Below are 15,904 nucleotides of genomic sequence, written 5' to 3' on the forward strand. Positions count from 1 at the left end.
CAGACCAGTAGAAAGGGGAAATCCCAATGAATTTCCAAAATGCCGCGTTTGAGTCCGCATCGGGCCGCGTGGAACAGCTCCCCCCCTCCAGCGTGCCGGAGATTGTGTTCTCCGGCCGCTCCAATGTGGGGAAAAGCTCGTTGATCAATAAATTGCTGAACCGCAAATCGCTGGCACGTGTCAGCGCGAAGCCGGGGAAGACAGGGACGGTCAATTTTTACCGCCTTCCAGAGTGCCGCCTGGTGGATCTGCCGGGTTACGGGTATGCGAAGGTTTCCGCCTCGGAAAAGCTGCGTTGGGCGGAGCTGGTGGAAGGATACCTAAATGCGGGCCGGAATATCCGGCTGGTGGTGCAGATTGTGGATTTTCGCCACATGCCGACCCAGGACGACCTGCATATGATCGACTTTTTGGTGCAGGCAGGCTTGCCGTTTTTGATCGCTGCAACAAAAAGTGACAAGCTCAACAAGACGCAGCGTACACAGCAGCTTGACGCCTATTGCACGCTGTTTGAAGAGTTGCCGGACACGCTCCTCATCCCCTTTTCCGCGGTAAACGGGGAGGGTGTTGAGGAGATGCGCAGGCAAATCGAGTTGGCCTGCATGGATTCTGTGCAGAATTCCTAAAAAATAGATTATTTTAATTGCTTCTCTAGGAAATATGTCGTTTGCCCCTTTACTTTTTTACTTTTATGTGCTAAAATTTTATCTTACTATAGTAGTTTCATAAATCGGAATTTACATCGCTTTTGTGAAAATGGGAGCGGCTTATTTTCGATGGGGTCCCTTGTCCGTGGGATTGCTATAAATATAATAGGGAAGTGATCTTTTTGAACTCCAAGATCAAAGATGAGAGTGTTGATTTCCTGTTTCAGGCGATTCTTTCCTTGAAAACAGTGGATGAATGCTACAATTTTTTTGAGGACCTTTGCACAGTGCCGGAGATCAAGGCAATGTCCCAGCGCCTGTTGGTGGCTCATATGTTGAGCACCAAGCGCGTCTACAGCGATATAGTGGCGGAAACGGGCGCTTCGACAGCGACCATCAGCCGCGTCAACCGCTCCCTCAACTACGGTTGCGACGGCTATGCCTTAGTCTTTGGACGTTTGGACGTAAAAGATGGGGAACATAAGGAAGAGGACAAATGAGTTACGCTTCCTTTGCACAGTACTACGACAGTTTGACACATAATGTGGAGTATGCGCGGCGGGCAGATTATCTCTGTACATTGCTTGCGCATCTGGGCCATGCGCCCGGTTTAACGCTCGACCTCGCTTGCGGGACCGGCAGTCTGACGGTGGAATTGGCAAAGCGGGGGATGGACATTTATGGAATCGACGGGTCTGCGGATATGCTCTCGGTTGCACGCCAAAAGGCGGCGGAGAGCGGCCTGGACCTGTTGTTTCTATGTCAAAAAATGCAAAAGCTCGATCTTTACGGCACAGTGGACACGGTGATCTGCGCCTTGGACAGCATCAACCATTTGACGCTGGAAAAGGATGTACAGACCGCCTTTGACCGTGTGTCCCTGTTTATGAATCCCGGCGGCTGGTTTCTCTTCGACGTCAATACGGTGTATAAGCACCGTCATGTATTGGCCGATAACATCTTTTTGTATGATACCGACGAGGTTTACTGTATTTGGCAAAACCATTACGAGGAAAAGAACGATCGGGTCAGCATCCAGCTGGATTTCTTCGGCCGGGAGGGGAACCTGTACCATAGAAGTGGGGAACACTTCTATGAGCGCGCCTATCCGCAGGAACAGCTTCTTCACATGCTGAATCAAGCGGGGTTTGACGTGGTGTACCGCTTTGCGGATCTCAGCTTGGAAGAGCCGGGCGAACAGGAAGAGCGTGTGGTGTTTGCCGCGCGCAAAAAGAAATAGGATGGTTTCGATTGTATGGATAGACTGATCAGATGTATCACATCGAATGGGGCAATTATGGCCTCGGCGGTGGACTCCACCGTTTTAGTTGCAACGGCACAGCAGGTGCATAACACCAGCCCTGTGGCGACTGCCGCACTTGGCCGCCTGTTGACGGGCGCATCCATCATGGGGGCGATGCTCAAAAAGGAGGACGCCTCCCTGACCTTAAAGATCAATGGTGGCGGCCCGCTGGGGTCGGTTGTGGCAATTGCGGATAGCCACGGAAATTGCCGTGGATGGGTGGAGCATCCTGAGGTGGACCTTCCACTCAAGCCGAATGGAAAGCTGGATGTGGGCGCTGCTGTGGGGCAGGATGGACTGCTGGGCGTGCTGCGCGATTTTGGTTCCGGGCAGCCTTATATCGGCCAGGTGGAGATCGTCTCCGGCGAGATTGCGGAGGATATTACGAACTACTATGCGACCAGCGAACAGATCCCGACTGTGTGTGCTCTGGGGGTGCTGGTGGACAAGGCCGATCACAAGCTATTGCTGGCGGGCGGTATGCTGGTGCAGGTGCTCCCGGGTGCGACGGATGCGGATATCACCCAATTGGAGCAGAATGTGGCGGTGTTGGAACCGGTGACCACCATGCTCGCGAAGGGGATGACCATCGAAGACATGTGCAGGGCGGTCCTCCAGGGCTTTGAGATGGAGATCCTTGACGAATCTCCCGTGGCCTATGCCTGTAATTGCAGCAAGGAACGCGTGGAGAACGCGCTGGCGACGCTCCGCCCAGAGGAGATCCGCACCTTGGCCTTGGAAGACGGATTTATGGAGGCCAAGTGCCAATACTGCAACCGCGCCTATCGCTTTTCTCAAGAGGAATTGGATAAACTTGCGGACAGTGTGGCGAAGAAATAAGGGATTCTGTAATTGCGTTTTATGGGAAAATAGCCGCCTTGCGGAGGCTTATAGCGGCATGGCGGCATCCCGAAAAAAACTAGAAAAAATTTGAAAAAAGGTATTGACTTTTGCAGGCTCTTATAGTATTATATAACACGTCGCTGATGAACAGCAGCGAACGAGAAGGGGGTATAGCTCAGCTGGTTAGAGCACCTGCCTTACAAGCAGGGGGTCATAGGTTCGAGTCCTATTGTCCCCACCAATATCCGGCTCGGTAGTTCAGCTGGTTAGAACGCTAGCCTGTCACGCTAGAGGTCGACGGTTCGATCCCGTTCCGAGTCGCCATATTTGCCTCTGTAGCTCAGTTGGTAGAGCAGGGGACTGAAAATCCCCGTGTCGATGGTTCGATTCCGTCCGGAGGCACCATTTATGCGAACGTAGCTCATCTGGTAGAGCGCCACCTTGCCAAGGTGGAGGTAGCGAGTTCGAGCCTCGTCGTTCGCTCCAACTTTTTGGCGTCATAGCCAAGTGGTAAGGCATGGGTCTGCAAAACCCTGATTCCCCAGTTCAAATCTGGGTGACGCCTCCAAAAATTTTATCCCTGCACCAGATCGGTTGCAGGGATTTTTTTGTTTATTTTTAATTGTTTCTATGTCATGCAATACAGAAGAACTATCGCTATTTTACAAAAAAATTAAAAATAATTGCGGAAAATGATTGACAAAGCGGTTGAAATACAGTATAATAATTTTCGTTGCAAACGAGACTCGGAGAGGTGTCCGAGTGGTTTAAGGAGCTGGTCTTGAAAACCAGTGACCTCGCAAGGGGCCAAGAGTTCGAATCTCTTCCTCTCCGCCACATTTCTCTCAAGTCACATATTTTTTGAAATTCACCAACATGGAGAAGTACCCAAGTGGTGAAGGGGCTCCCCTGCTAAGGGAGTAGGTCGGGTAACCGGCGCGAGGGTTCAAATCCCTCCTTCTCCGCCAGACTGAGTCTGGACGCAATTCGCGTTCCGGACTCAGTTTTTTTGTTAAGCTTTCTTCTCGCGCTTTGGGTGGGAATCTATTTTGTAACAGACAGCCAGACCTACGGTCAGAATTCGCGACCGCGTTTTTTTAAACTTTAAAGCTTTATGCCCGTGCTTGTAGCGGATATCTATTTCGTAATGGTCAGATAGAATCGATTACCGCATGAATGCTGAAAATCCAGTGTCCATGCGGTTTTTCTTTGTTTTGCGGTGTTGAAATTAGGCAATTAAGTTTGTTATCCATAGGTAAAGAACATGAGATTTCAAATAAAATGGAACACGGAATTTACTTTTTAAGAAGGCGATCAAAATCGTTGTTGGCCTCTTTTTTCGCTTTTGAGGATGACGGCCTTAATTTGTTGCAGTTTGCTACAGCTTCAGGATATAGATTGGGACATATGGTTCTTAGAAAATCAGAAGGGCTATTTCCCTTATCTACTCATTTATGCTATAATAAAACTCAATCCAGCCCTGTCTATTCCATACCGGCTAATAACAATGAGGTTTGTATGACCAACCTGCATAAATATGGCTCTAGCAAGTGCCTGAGCTACGATAGGCAAGGACTACAGAATTGCGAGACCACAGCCGTAAGGGTGTGCTACTTTTTTGCGGCCTTTTTCTAGCCCTGCGTCTCTCCGTCATAAAGACAGACAGGCGCAGGGTGCTTTTTTGTCCGGAGGTAACGCCATGTCACAGAATGATATTTCCCTGAGCTCCGGGAGATGTTGGAGACAGGTTCGTGGAGAACCGGTTGGATACGAATGATCCAAGCGGGGCCAGTCATTGGCTATGCAGGGAGATGATAAGGTTCTGGAACCCCCTGCTGACGTTAGAGAGAAATCCCGACAGTGATGGAAAACTATATGTGAACCGGTCGGTTTATTCCCAATCGGTTGGAACGTTGATAAAGAAGGTCGCTGCATACAACATTTAGAAGGCTACAGTGATAGACGGCATGGAAGGTACCCTTATAGACGATAAGGTTCTAGGGGACGAATGCTAAACCAGACGGTGAGCCTCTTCTATGGAAAATGGATAGGACGAGAGATGGAGGCCGTAGATATTGAGAATAAGAGCACCAGGACCCGTGCCCAGAATGTGGCCAAAGAACGGTTGCCGACTGCGAGACCTAGGAAGAGATAATGCGGAAATTTGCGGCGAAGGAACTCACTGGTCAGGAAGAGGATCGCGCACAGCTGCTGGGCTGGCTGATGGTTCAGGGTAGCATGTTCGGTGAATGCGACCTGGTGACCCAGAGCTATTATTGGCGCAGCGGTTGGGCCAAGATCCGGAAAAGTCCGCCCGCGGACCAAAGTGGAACTTGTGAAGCGCAGGCGTTGAAACTGGAAGGGCTGTGCAGAAGAAGCGTGTAGGATCTCATAGATAAACTTGGAGGATTAACCATGAAAAAACCTGTATTGGATCTCACTAGGATCAGCAAATATATGAGTTTAATTTTACGGCATAAACCGGAGGCCATCGGGATTGAATTGGATGCACACGGCTGGGCAAATGTAGACGCACTTCTAGCGGGCATCGGCAGGAAGTACGCCATTGACCGGGGCGTTCTAGAGGAAATCGTGAGGACGGATGGAAAGCAGCGGTATTCCTTTAATGCAGACAGGACAATGATCCGTGCGAATCAGGGCCATTCTATCCCGGTGGATGTGGAGCTTCCCACAGCCGAACCGCCGGAAACACTGTTCCACGGGACTGCTGAACGGTTTGCTGCTTCCATCGAGGCACAGGGGCTGCGCCCAAAGAGCCGCTTGTATGTGCATCTCTCCAGCAATGCGGAAACAGCGGAAGCGGTGGGCCGCCGGCATGGGGAGCCGGTCATCTACCAGGTGGAGGCCGGAAAAATGCACCGGGATGGGTATATCTTTTACTTGTCTGCCAATGGCGTGTGGCTGACGAAAACGGTTCCAGTTCCATATCTGAGAAGATTAGAGAGGTGAACACCCTATGCATAGCTTATGGCAATGGGATGCAACCGTTGGAATGCACGCCCTTTTTTCGCCAGATTTTCCGCATCGCTATGATGATATGGCTCGCAACAGGGTGATAAATCACGCCTACAATTTGGCCTCCTATATTCTGGAGAATAACAACCCCATCCAGGACAGGGCAAAACGGGAGATGGTGTAATAAACGGACGGATGGGCCGAGACATTCAATGGAAATGCCCGTACGAAAACGCCTTGGTCTAGTTGCCCCGTGAGGTGCTGGATGTTTGCATGGGCGAATATGCGTCCGGGGAAAGATCTTAAAATCATGTTAAGGATGTAGATATCGCGAAAGACGGGGATAGTCCAGTATCCCAGTAGGCGGATCATTCCATTGTACAATAACCGGCGCCACGGTTTCCTGGTGGAGGCAGGTGCCCACCTTTCTTTTATTGTTCAAAAAAGGCTGCAAGGGACGGAACCTGGTGAACAAGGCGTAATGGAAAAGAGGCGAGAGTTTGGATTTCCTATCCATCTATCTGGACATATGAGGATCAGCGTAGAGGAGAAAATGGCCATCGTCCGGTGGCAGCGATTACTGTGCCACAAAGGCGCTGGTTTATTTGATGGATTCCCTAGGCAAAAAGTTGCTGGATGGCGTTCCGGCGAAGTCTAGACGATCGCGTACGATTGTGAGGAAGAATGGAGCGCTAGACGCGCGCCTTGACATGCCCCGGAGAAGGAATGCTTTTGGCCATATCCTGTTGGGCGGGAAGATAGCGGCAGAACTGTGGACAGCTTTTCAGGAAAAGGCCCTTTCGCCCCTGGATCTAGGCAGGGGAGCGGCCCACGAAGATGGTAGGGAGAAGTTTGGCGGCTGTTCTCTTCCATTTGAAATAAATGCAGAGTGATATAAATTGCTGTATGAGAATATGATGAGTTATTGACCCAGAGGAAAACAATAGAGAGGAAATTATGATTCAAATTAAAGGGAAATACAACGAGGCAAAAATTTTTACAGATATAGTGGACAGCACATCTATCGCTCAAGTGCAAGAGTTGTGCAACCAGGAATTCACAGCGGGCAGCCGTATCCGTCTGATGCCAGATATTCACGCAGGGGCAGGCTGTACGATTGGCACCACGATGACTATTGCCGACAAGGTCGTTCCAAATCTGGTGGGAGTGGACATCGGATGCGGTATGGAGACCACCCGGATTCGGGAGGATCACATCGAGCTACAAAAGCTGGACAAGTTGATCTATGAGAAAATCCCCTCCGGCTTCTCCATCCGAGACAAGGCGCACCGCTACCTTAGCCAGATCGATTTGGGTGAGTTATACTGTATCCAGCATGTGGACCGCCTTCGGGCAGAAAAAAGCATCGGTACTTTAGGGGGCGGCAACCATTTTATTGAGGTGGATAAGGATGATGCAGGGAACCTCTATCTGGTGGTTCATTCTGGTAGCCGCCACTTGGGGGTGGAGGTGGCTAGTTACTATCAGGAAGCGGGCTACAAGATCCTCAACCGCACCGACGACGCCTCCATCGAGGCTCTCATCGCGCAGATGAAGGCGGAAGGCCGGGGAAAAGAGATCCAAAAAGAGCTGAAGAAGCGAAAAAATCTTAAACAGACCAATATCCCCAAAGCACTGGCGTATGTATCGGGAGAACTCTTTGACCAGTATATCCATGACATGAAGATCGTCCAACAGTTCGCCATGCTCAACCGACAGGCTATGGTGGACGAGATTGTAAAAGGCATGAAGCTCCATGTGGAGGAACAATTCACCACCATCCACAATTACATCGACACCGAGAACATGATTCTGCGGAAAGGGGCTGTTTCCGCCAAAGCGGGCGAACAGCTGCTAATCCCTATCAACATGCGGGACGGGAGCCTCCTTTGCGTGGGAAAGGGGAACGAGGACTGGAACTGCTCGGCCCCCCACGGTGCAGGACGGCTCATGAGCCGGGCGATGGCCAAGCAGTCTTTTACCGTGTCTGCATTCAAAAAGCAGATGGCAGAGATCTATACCACCTCGGTGAGTAAAGCCACTTTAGATGAATGCCCTATGGCCTATAAGGGAATGGAGGATATTCTGGGAAACATCGGCCCCACAGCGGAGGTGACGAAAATCATCCGGCCTATTTATAACTTTAAGGCCGGGGATGAGGATTAATGGATAAAGCAGGAGGAAGGGAAGATATCATAGGACTTGACATCTGTGCGGGTACCCTAACTCGGTGTTACGCACACAACTGGAAAACCGTTACTAAGCAGTGGGCAGAGGGAAATGGATATACCTTTCACAAGATCACACCAAATGGGGAATAGATTGACAATAAAGAAAAGGCGTCTCTGGCAGAGATTCAGAAAGGAGTGACGGACTGGAGCAAACAGCTCCTGGTTGCCCTTGCGCAACCGGTGCAAGCGCCCTACGTCCACTGGAAAGAGAGGCAATCAACCACCCGACTATACCGACAAACCGGGCTGGACGCCTCTGGCGCTATGTTAGAAGAGCACCAAGTCCCATCCTGTTGAACGATTCGTTGTTTCCCTGTGTTTTAAGCAGACCGCTATTTTGTGTGATAGCCTGGGGGAAATGCTGTTTTTTGCCTAACAAAAAGGAACAGGCGCCCCAGCCTTCTAACTGGGGTGCCTGTTTTGTCAGTTGTGAATAAATTTTATGAAGTTAGGGATTCCACCCACGCTTTGCCGTTCTCTGTGCCTATTTTGCCTTGTTCCAAAAACAGCATATCGCAAAGAAAGATGTTCATTGACCACTTTGCCCGCTATAGAGTGACAGCTTATACATCAACAGCTAAGTCGAGCTTGCTGAGTTTTTCCAATAGGATATCTTCTTCGGTCGGTGCGTCTGCTATCTCTTCAATCTGATGCCGGATATCCAACATTTTTTCATCTGTAGCATTGATTATTTCAGCGCACTCCTTGAGCTGCGATATGATTTCTGGTTGGTTCGGGATTTCTTGTTTGTATTTCAGCTGATGTTCTAGGCTGGCCCAAAAATCCATAGCAATGGTCCGGATCTGGACCTCTACTTTCATGTCTTTCTTTCGATCTGCAAAAAAGACGGGGATGCTAATAATAAGATGTAAGCTGCGGTAACCGTTGGGTTTTGGATGGGCAATATAATCCTTTTGGGCAATGAGCGTTACATCATCCTGGCGTAAAAATGCCTCTGCAATGGTATAAATATCATCGATATACGAACAGATCACCCGAATACCAGCGACATCGTTTACATTCTTTTCGATGCTCTCTAAAGAAAACGGGAAATTTTGCCGCTCCAACTTGTCCGTAATACTGGCGGTCCTCTTCAAGCGGGTGCTGATGGAGCTGATGGGGTTGCGTTGGTAACGGATTTTAAATTCTGTGTTTAGAACATCGAATTTTGTCCGTACCTCCTTGATGGCACAGGCATACATCATCATCAACTCTTTGTATTCCACAACGGTACCCATAAGCATTTTGGTTTGGGCCATCATTTGGCTGACGGTTGCATCCGCCCATGGTACCAAATCGGTGGATAGTACACCGCCCATTGCATCCTGTAGCAGGTGGTCCAAATCCTCGGGATGAAAAGTGGATACATCCTTCTTTTCCATGGATTTCACTCCTCACGTGCGAATTTCATGTATATAAAGATTATAATACAATTCCCCGCTGTATTTATAAATTCTTTGTGAAATATGGGACGCTTTTTAGAAAGGCATGTCGGGGAACAACTTATAACGGTCTATTTCCTGTATGTGTTGTCTGGCCACTGAGTCTCCAGAGAGTGGTTCAAAAGCGATTGTCCGTATCCTTTTGAGGATGGAAGCGGTGCTGGGGCCGGGAAAGTGCCCATATGAAAAGAGGCTGGACGGAGGGAACATCTCTCATCCAGCCTGTTTTTAGGATTCCAGAGTTGAAAGCTCTTCTACCAGCTTAAGAACCTGCGGGGCAAGCTTTTCCCGCTCTTTTTTGGTAACATGGATATACAGCGGATAGGCAAACGCAATAGCCGCAATTCCTAGAATTCCGATCAGGATGCCTGGGAAAAATAAGATATCCATCCAGACCATGCTACAACACATCCCTAATCCCAGAAACAGGCAGCCTACGATACCAAGGATGATGGAGAGCACTGTGCCTTTTTTTGTGGCACTTTGGTCTAGCCGGCGAAGCTGTGCCATTTTGTCCTCCCCTTGTTCCGGAGGAAGATATTTTTTTCGGATATTCTGGATTTCCTCCTGTTGTTTTGCCGAGTAGGTATAGTGAAAAGTATCTCTTTGATTTTCCATGTCAAACCGTCCTTTCAATTTGCAGAATGATACGCTCCTATCCGTTAAAAAGGAGCGGTAATGTATTTTTATTATGGGAGGAACCTATGAAAGGACCCGATTAGAAGGTTCCTGTTTCTTTTTCAGCTTCACTGTGAATATACTGCCTTTTCCTACCTCGCTGCTGACGGAAATATCCCCGCCGATGATCTCTATGACGCGCTTTACCAATGCAAGCCCCAAGCCGTTTCCTTGGGTTGCATGGGAAGTGTCCCCCTGATAGAATTTCTCGAAGATATGTTTTCCAATTTCCGGGGGAATACCACAGCCGGTGTCTGATACCTGGACAACCGCATAGCCATCTTCGGCTTTCAAAGAAAGGGATACCTTGCCATGAGGTTCTGTAAATTTAATCGCATTGGAAAATAGGTTATTCCAAACCAGGGCAAGCAACTCAGCGTCATTGTCCACCAGAATGTCTTCTTCTACATCCGCATGGATTTCTAAATCCTTTGCTTCCCACGCGCCCTCAAAAGAAAGCAGGCATTCACAAAGTTGTTCCCCTAGATCATACGTCTTTACGGATGGATAAATCTGTTGGTTTTCTAACTTGTTCAGTTTCAGAATATTCGTAATCAGGTTGGCAAGGCGGCGGGATGCATCGGTGATGGCCCTGGCGTATTCCATCCGCTTTTCTTCCGTCAGATTTGGCTGTTGGAGCATGGTACCATAGTTCTGTATGACAGCTAAGGGGGTCTTCAGCTCATGGGATACGTTGGCGATAAAATCGGTTCGCAAGGTTTCTGTTCCAGACAATTCCTTTGCCATTTGATTTAAGTAATCTGCAACAACGTCAAAACCATTTGTATAGCCAAACGTGTGAAAGGGTGGAATTCGTACAGAAAAGTCCCCTTTCATAATCTGTTCAGCTGCTTTCACAATTTTCTGTACCGGTTGGTCTACCATGAATTTTCGCCGGATGCCGTCGATCACCGTGCAGAGCAGGCTCAATCCAATCACATTTAGAAATGTTACTTTGGCAGCCTGTTCAATATGTTCCTTTGTAAAGGATAGACCAGTTGATCTTGTCATCATATTCAGGAACAGGGTCATGCAGCAGCTGATGACAAAAGCCATCAAGAGGAAGAACGTGATATAACGCCGGATAGCAAATAGCCAGCGGACGTTCCTGTTTTGCTTTCCTTTTTCGTTCATTTTAATACCGCCTTATATCCCAGCCCGTGGACTGTCACAATCTCAAAGTCGTTGCAGGCAGAAAATTTATCCCGCAGCTTAGTCATATACACATCCACTGTACGGGGACCGGAGGAAGAAGAACGATCCCAAAATTCGTCCATAAGCTGGGAGCGCGTAAAAGTCTTTTTGGGGTAGGATAACAGCTTATAAATAAGGTTGAATTCCCGGACTGTCAATGGAACCTCTTCGTCGTTCAGATAGGCGGTATGCTCCTCCGCATCTAAGGTAAGGTTGCCCACAATTAACTTTTTGCTGGTAGCGATTTTAGCCCGGCGTAAAAGGGCTTCTATCCGTAGGAGCAGCTCGTCTAGATCGATGGGTTTGACCATATAGTCGTCGATCCCCGCCTTGAAGCCCCGCTGCTTGGATGCAAAGTCATCCCTTGCTGTCATAAATAAGATCGGGATTTCCTGGTCAATCTCCCGTACGGTTTTGGCAAATTCAAACCCGTCTACTTCCGGCATCATGATGTCCGAGATAATCAGATCAAATAAAGTACCTCCATACATGGCGTCATAAGCTTCGTTGGCGCTCAAGCAACCCTCCGCTTTATAGCCATTTTGATTCAAATAAGAACAGACAGCCTTATTCAATTCCCGGTCGTCTTCCACAACCAATAGTTTAAACATCCATCAGACCTCCCCATGTTTTTTATGATAACATAGAGATGTTAAAGTTTTGTTTGCGTTTTGGGCTTTTTATAAAAATACAAAAAATTAAGGCCTGAACGCAGGGTGCGCTCAGGCCCGGAGTTTGGGGCGTCCTGTTTTAATGATGGGCAGACAAGGGGCTGTCAGAGAGCGCCCATCCTTCTACCACGCGGACGCCGATGGGGTCTGGATTGTCTTTAAAATGGACAAACTCCATGGTGTTCTGTAGGATTTCTTCTCCGGAGTCCAAATTCTTGACTTTGACCGTATAGCGGATAGCCGCCCAGTCATCGCGGATAATCATATTATCGAAGGCCCCAAGCTCCATGGTGTAGTGCTGGAAAAGTTGCCCCATCATGTCCTTGTATTGCTGCAGGGGCATGCGGTGGCCATATACATTGTAATGGGCGTCCGGCTCGTACAGGGTGTCGCACCATTGCAGCCACCCGCCATAGCCGCCATTCCAGGTTTTAAAGCCGTTTTCAAGACGGTCACGGATTGCATCTTCCATATTTCTGGATGGAGTGGATTGCTTCTTCACTTTTGGAGAGTGTTCCCTGGCTTCCTGTTCCTGGGCAAGGCGCTTTTTGGCATCTTCCACGGACTCTCCGTCTTTCGTAAGGAACTCATCGACAAATTTATCCGTGATCTTATTGAATCCGTTTACGACTCCCTCTTCCATCTTCATAAAACCGCCCACAACGCCGTTTTCAATTTTTTTGTATCCGCCGACTACGCCTTCGGCAATTTTTTCGTTAGCCTGAACCAGCTTGGATTTTGCCATAATGAATGCCTCCTTAATAGAATTATTTGTTATGTTTGCGAACAAAATACTTCCCTGCGATTGCTAGTCCTGCCAATGCTGTGACGCCAGCTGTGATCGAAAAAATCCATCTTGTCATAAGACTTCCTCCTTATTTCAAGCCCTTGACCACGGGAATGAGGCAGAGCAGTGCTATGATGCCGATTATACCAACGATGATACCGGGAATCATCATGCTCCAAACCATGGTCATGCACATGCCCACGCCAAGGACAATGGCCCCGAACACACCCAACAGGGTGGTGCCAATAGCCTTCCCATTGAAAACAATGGCGGGTTTGCCATCCATCTTCCGGCGGACAAGAATCATGACCAGCAGGATTACAGCGCCGATGATGCCGATGACAACGCCCGGTACCATTGCGCCCCATTCGGGTAATAGCGCCATACACATTCCCAGAGCAAATAGGATACCGCCTACCGTACTCATGATCAGGGTAATAAAATCTTTTTTCTTCATTTCAAACAGCCTCCACGAATCTTTATTTTGTGCTCCCGCACTTGATGTCTTTATAATAAAAGCGCTATGTTTGGGAATTGATTACGAATTGTTTTTGAGTTATTAAAAACTTTTTCTTCTAAAAGAAAAGGAGGCTTTTTCATAAAAAATGCGCCATATGATGGGCCGCGGGACCAAACTAAAGTAGCGATTGGTTTGCCCCAGGGTAACTGTAGCCCAGCACGGCAAGCGGAAGCAGCTGGCGCCGTAAGAATTAAAGAAAGCGGTGGAGGTCTACAGAAACGGCACGGTCCCAAAAAGAGATGGCTGGATCAACGGCCTCTGCCATTTTCCACCTGTTTACACGGGATTGGGTTCATATAAACAACGGGGCTTCAAACTGAAGCCCCGTTGTTCGTTCGGTACACGCCCGAAGGTTATATGCAGTTCTCATAAATCTTTGATTGCCTCTTAAAGGATAAGATATTTTTCGACTGGTCAAACGCCACGAACGCCGGGGGCTATTTCGGCAATTTTAGGATCTGCCCCGGATAGATCGTGGCGCTTGTCAGACCGTTCAGTTCCATAATTTCGGGATACCGGCTTCCAGAACCGAGCTGTGCCCGTGCGATCTTCCACAATGAGTCCCCTCGCTTCACCGTATAATTTACATAGGAGTCCCCTGGTTGGCTTCCTTCGGAACTTCCTGGGATTTGCAATTGCATCCCTTGAAAGATGGTGGTAGAGGTCAGACCGTTCAGTTCCATGATTTCCGGATACCGGCTCCCGTCCCCCAGATACCGTTCCGCAAGTTTCCAGAGCGAATCGCCAGCTTTTACTTCATAGAGAAACGTTTCCGAGGAGGGAACGGATGGGGTGGAAGAATCTGGAATTTGTTCTGGTGTAGGTTCTTGTTTTTCAAATGTGACATAGGACGAAGAGATATAACCAACTTGATCGTCAGAAAGCTGCACTTGATAAGCCCCATTGCCGGCCTCTTTCAGAACGGTAACCGCAGTACCACCGGAGAGCGTTGCGACGATTTTTCCCTTCAAGTTTTCATTTTTATAAATTGGCACGTTGATTTGATCTGCTTTGATCCAAGCATTTGAGTACGTCTCTTCCGAAGGAGAATCTGTAGAATCGCCAGTTGGCGGCGCAGGTAGCTCCACTATTGGAGGATCGGCCCCCAGCTCTTCGTCTGCCACATCTCCGTTTACCCAGTCTTCATAATGATCCCAAATGGAGATGTCTTCCTGTCCCAACGACCAAGCCCCGGCGCCCTTGAGGTTATATTTTTCAATCAGGTTTAACTTTTCCTGATAGGATTGGTCGGTTTCAAACCAAGCGACGTACCGGCCGGGCTGTAGCACAAAATCCCCGCCAACGGTATATTGGCCGCTGGATTCCGTAATGGTGAATTCTACTTTAGCTGATTGGCTGGCCTCATCGTAGGTTACGGTTGCATCGCAATTTTGAATGATCTCCTGGATGGTTTTTGTGCTGGCTCCTTTGCCGACAATCCGGTTGTCATCCAAACTCCAAACGCGGCCATAAAAGGGGACGCCCACAACAATTTTGTCTGGGGCCGTTTTACTGAGCGCATATTTGATAGAATTTTCCACAAAGTTAATGCTTGCAACGGGTCCTGCCTCACTGCCTTCATAGTGTTCGTCATAAGCCATAATCAAAAGATGGTCAGCATATTCAGCAAGTGCAGAATAATCGTAGGACCCATGCCAACCAACCTGCCAGTTGTTAGGATTGGCTGCAACTGCGACGGAAATCTCCTTATGGGCAGGGACTTTTTCCCGCAAAAGCCGGACAAATTCCGTGTATTGATCCCGTTGTTCGTGGGTGACATTTTCAATATCCACATTTACGCCATCTAGATTGTACTCTTCGATGTAATCCGCGATTTGCGTGGAAAGCGATTCTACGTTCTGTAGGGCGTTGATTCCTGCGGTACGGTTCCAGTGGTTGCTCAGAAATGGCACTACCTTGATCCCGCGATCGTGCATACTTTTAATGAAATAGGAACTCAAATAATTTAACTTTAAGCTTCCGTCCTCACGAATATTGAAGTAACTTGGAGAAACCGTGTCCAGTGCATTGTTAGTTTGATTAACATATTCAATCTGCTGGATGTCATTTCCTCGGTATAGATACCCCATGATATACCGGTCCGTTGTTGCAAGGGCCGATAAAAAAGAGGAAAAAGCTACTGTAGCTACCAGTACGCCGGAAACCAATACCTTTACACTTTTGATTTTTACCTTTTTGGCCTGTGATAAGATGGATTTTGTAATGGTTTTGGAATGGGATTTAATGCTCTTCTGTACATCTAATTCTTCTGCGAATTCGACATCGATTCCATTGTATTCAAGAATCAGGTCGTATGTCTCATCACTATTGGGTACGAGCTTGATACTTGGAGTCAACACAGCATTCACCTTGCCTTCCTGCTGGAAAATCGTTTCTACTAGTATGGATACATTCCTCAGAAATATCCAGGAAGCGCCACAGCATCGGCTGGAATTTTAGAGTTTTTACGTGGATCGGAGGCGGGCGTTGTTCCTATTTGAAGTACCTAAGAAAAAACCGGGGCTTCCAATTTTTTGAAGTGACCCCGAAAAGTTAGACAATATTTTTGAAGAAATTGCTCAAGCAACCGAAAGGGCTTGTTGTCTGTGAAG

The 15,904-nt window shown here is 48.3% G+C and carries 15 protein-coding genes and 7 tRNA genes; 15 read left to right on the forward strand and 7 right to left on the reverse strand.

Annotated features, from left to right (window positions below; all coding sequences use genetic code 11):
* Positions 1-26 precede the first annotated feature (26 nt).
* The 15 genes from yihA (at position 27) to I2E77_RS06190 (ending at position 7,935) form a co-directional block, all read left to right on the forward strand.
* Positions 27-626, forward strand: coding sequence for a ribosome biogenesis GTP-binding protein YihA/YsxC (yihA, locus tag I2E77_RS06120; protein WP_191362817.1), 600 nt, complete (start codon positions 27-29; stop codon positions 624-626).
* Positions 627-829: 203 nt separating this feature from the next.
* Positions 830-1,147 (forward strand): YerC/YecD family TrpR-related protein, encoded by a 318-nt coding sequence (locus I2E77_RS06125; RefSeq protein WP_191362818.1) that lies wholly within the window; start codon positions 830-832, stop codon positions 1,145-1,147.
* Positions 1,144-1,887 carry a class I SAM-dependent DNA methyltransferase gene (locus I2E77_RS06130; protein ID WP_191395963.1) on the forward strand — a complete coding sequence of 248 codons (744 nt, stop codon included), beginning with the start codon at positions 1,144-1,146 and terminating at the stop codon, positions 1,885-1,887. Before I2E77_RS06125 ends, I2E77_RS06130 begins: the two co-directional genes overlap by 4 nt.
* 15 nt (positions 1,888-1,902) lie before the next feature.
* On the forward strand, positions 1,903-2,790 hold the full coding sequence (gene hslO, locus I2E77_RS06135; protein WP_087233429.1) for an Hsp33 family molecular chaperone HslO: 888 nt from the start codon (positions 1,903-1,905) through the stop codon (positions 2,788-2,790).
* A gap of 167 nt (positions 2,791-2,957) precedes the next feature.
* Positions 2,958-3,034: transfer RNA gene (locus I2E77_RS06140), tRNA-Val, on the forward strand.
* Between the two features lie 6 nt (positions 3,035-3,040).
* Positions 3,041-3,117, forward strand: a tRNA-Asp gene (locus I2E77_RS06145).
* Positions 3,118-3,122: 5 nt separating this feature from the next.
* Positions 3,123-3,198 (forward strand) — tRNA-Phe (locus I2E77_RS06150).
* A gap of 5 nt (positions 3,199-3,203) precedes the next feature.
* A tRNA-Gly gene (locus I2E77_RS06155) sits at positions 3,204-3,279 on the forward strand.
* Between the two features lie 7 nt (positions 3,280-3,286).
* Positions 3,287-3,361: transfer RNA gene (locus I2E77_RS06160), tRNA-Cys, on the forward strand.
* Positions 3,362-3,541: 180 nt separating this feature from the next.
* A tRNA-Ser gene (locus I2E77_RS06165) sits at positions 3,542-3,630 on the forward strand.
* A gap of 41 nt (positions 3,631-3,671) precedes the next feature.
* Positions 3,672-3,761 (forward strand) — tRNA-Ser (locus tag I2E77_RS06170).
* Positions 3,762-4,947: 1,186 nt separating this feature from the next.
* Entirely contained in the window at positions 4,948-5,178 is a 231-nt protein-coding gene (locus tag I2E77_RS06175; RefSeq protein WP_087233432.1) for a hypothetical protein, read from the forward strand.
* Positions 5,179-5,208: 30 nt separating this feature from the next.
* Complete coding sequence (locus I2E77_RS06180; RefSeq protein ID WP_191448210.1) at positions 5,209-5,763, forward strand: RNA 2'-phosphotransferase; 555 nt, start codon at positions 5,209-5,211, stop codon at positions 5,761-5,763.
* 88 nt (positions 5,764-5,851) lie between these two features.
* Entirely contained in the window at positions 5,852-5,953 is a 102-nt protein-coding gene (locus I2E77_RS14260; protein ID WP_242969676.1) for a hypothetical protein, read from the forward strand.
* A gap of 773 nt (positions 5,954-6,726) precedes the next feature.
* On the forward strand, positions 6,727-7,935 hold the full coding sequence (locus tag I2E77_RS06190; RefSeq protein ID WP_087233441.1) for an RtcB family protein: 1,209 nt from the start codon (positions 6,727-6,729) through the stop codon (positions 7,933-7,935).
* A gap of 628 nt (positions 7,936-8,563) precedes the next feature.
* Here the strand turns inward: I2E77_RS06190 and I2E77_RS06195 are convergent.
* The 7 genes from I2E77_RS06195 to I2E77_RS06225 form a co-directional block, all read right to left on the reverse strand.
* Positions 8,564-9,262, reverse strand: a complete 699-nt coding sequence (locus I2E77_RS06195) for a GTP pyrophosphokinase (protein ID WP_237966572.1) — start codon at positions 9,260-9,262, stop codon at positions 8,564-8,566.
* A 408-nt stretch (positions 9,263-9,670) separates the two neighbouring features.
* Complete coding sequence (locus tag I2E77_RS06200) at positions 9,671-10,060, reverse strand: hypothetical protein (RefSeq protein WP_087233444.1); 390 nt, start codon at positions 10,058-10,060, stop codon at positions 9,671-9,673.
* Positions 10,061-10,144: 84 nt separating this feature from the next.
* Positions 10,145-11,254, reverse strand: a complete 1,110-nt coding sequence (locus I2E77_RS06205) for a HAMP domain-containing sensor histidine kinase (protein ID WP_191362821.1) — start codon at positions 11,252-11,254, stop codon at positions 10,145-10,147.
* Positions 11,251-11,925, reverse strand: a complete 675-nt coding sequence (locus I2E77_RS06210) for a response regulator transcription factor (RefSeq protein ID WP_087233450.1) — start codon at positions 11,923-11,925, stop codon at positions 11,251-11,253. The genes I2E77_RS06205 and I2E77_RS06210 overlap by 4 nt, the downstream gene beginning before the upstream one ends.
* Positions 11,926-12,064: 139 nt before the next feature.
* The gene (locus I2E77_RS14165; RefSeq protein ID WP_330396787.1) at positions 12,065-12,730 is read right to left on the reverse strand and encodes a hypothetical protein; all 666 of its coding nucleotides are present in this window, start codon (positions 12,728-12,730) and stop codon (positions 12,065-12,067) included.
* A gap of 130 nt (positions 12,731-12,860) precedes the next feature.
* Positions 12,861-13,229, reverse strand: a complete 369-nt coding sequence (locus tag I2E77_RS06220) for a hypothetical protein (protein WP_195450821.1) — start codon at positions 13,227-13,229, stop codon at positions 12,861-12,863.
* A gap of 500 nt (positions 13,230-13,729) precedes the next feature.
* The gene (locus I2E77_RS06225; protein ID WP_087235230.1) at positions 13,730-15,661 is read right to left on the reverse strand and encodes a glycosyl hydrolase family 18 protein; all 1,932 of its coding nucleotides are present in this window, start codon (positions 15,659-15,661) and stop codon (positions 13,730-13,732) included.
* Between the last annotated feature and the right edge of the window lie 243 nt (positions 15,662-15,904).

The organism is Anaeromassilibacillus sp. 1001302B_160321_C8 (assembly GCF_015554745.1).
Classification (GTDB): domain Bacteria; phylum Bacillota; class Clostridia; order Oscillospirales; family Acutalibacteraceae; genus Anaeromassilibacillus; species Anaeromassilibacillus stercoravium.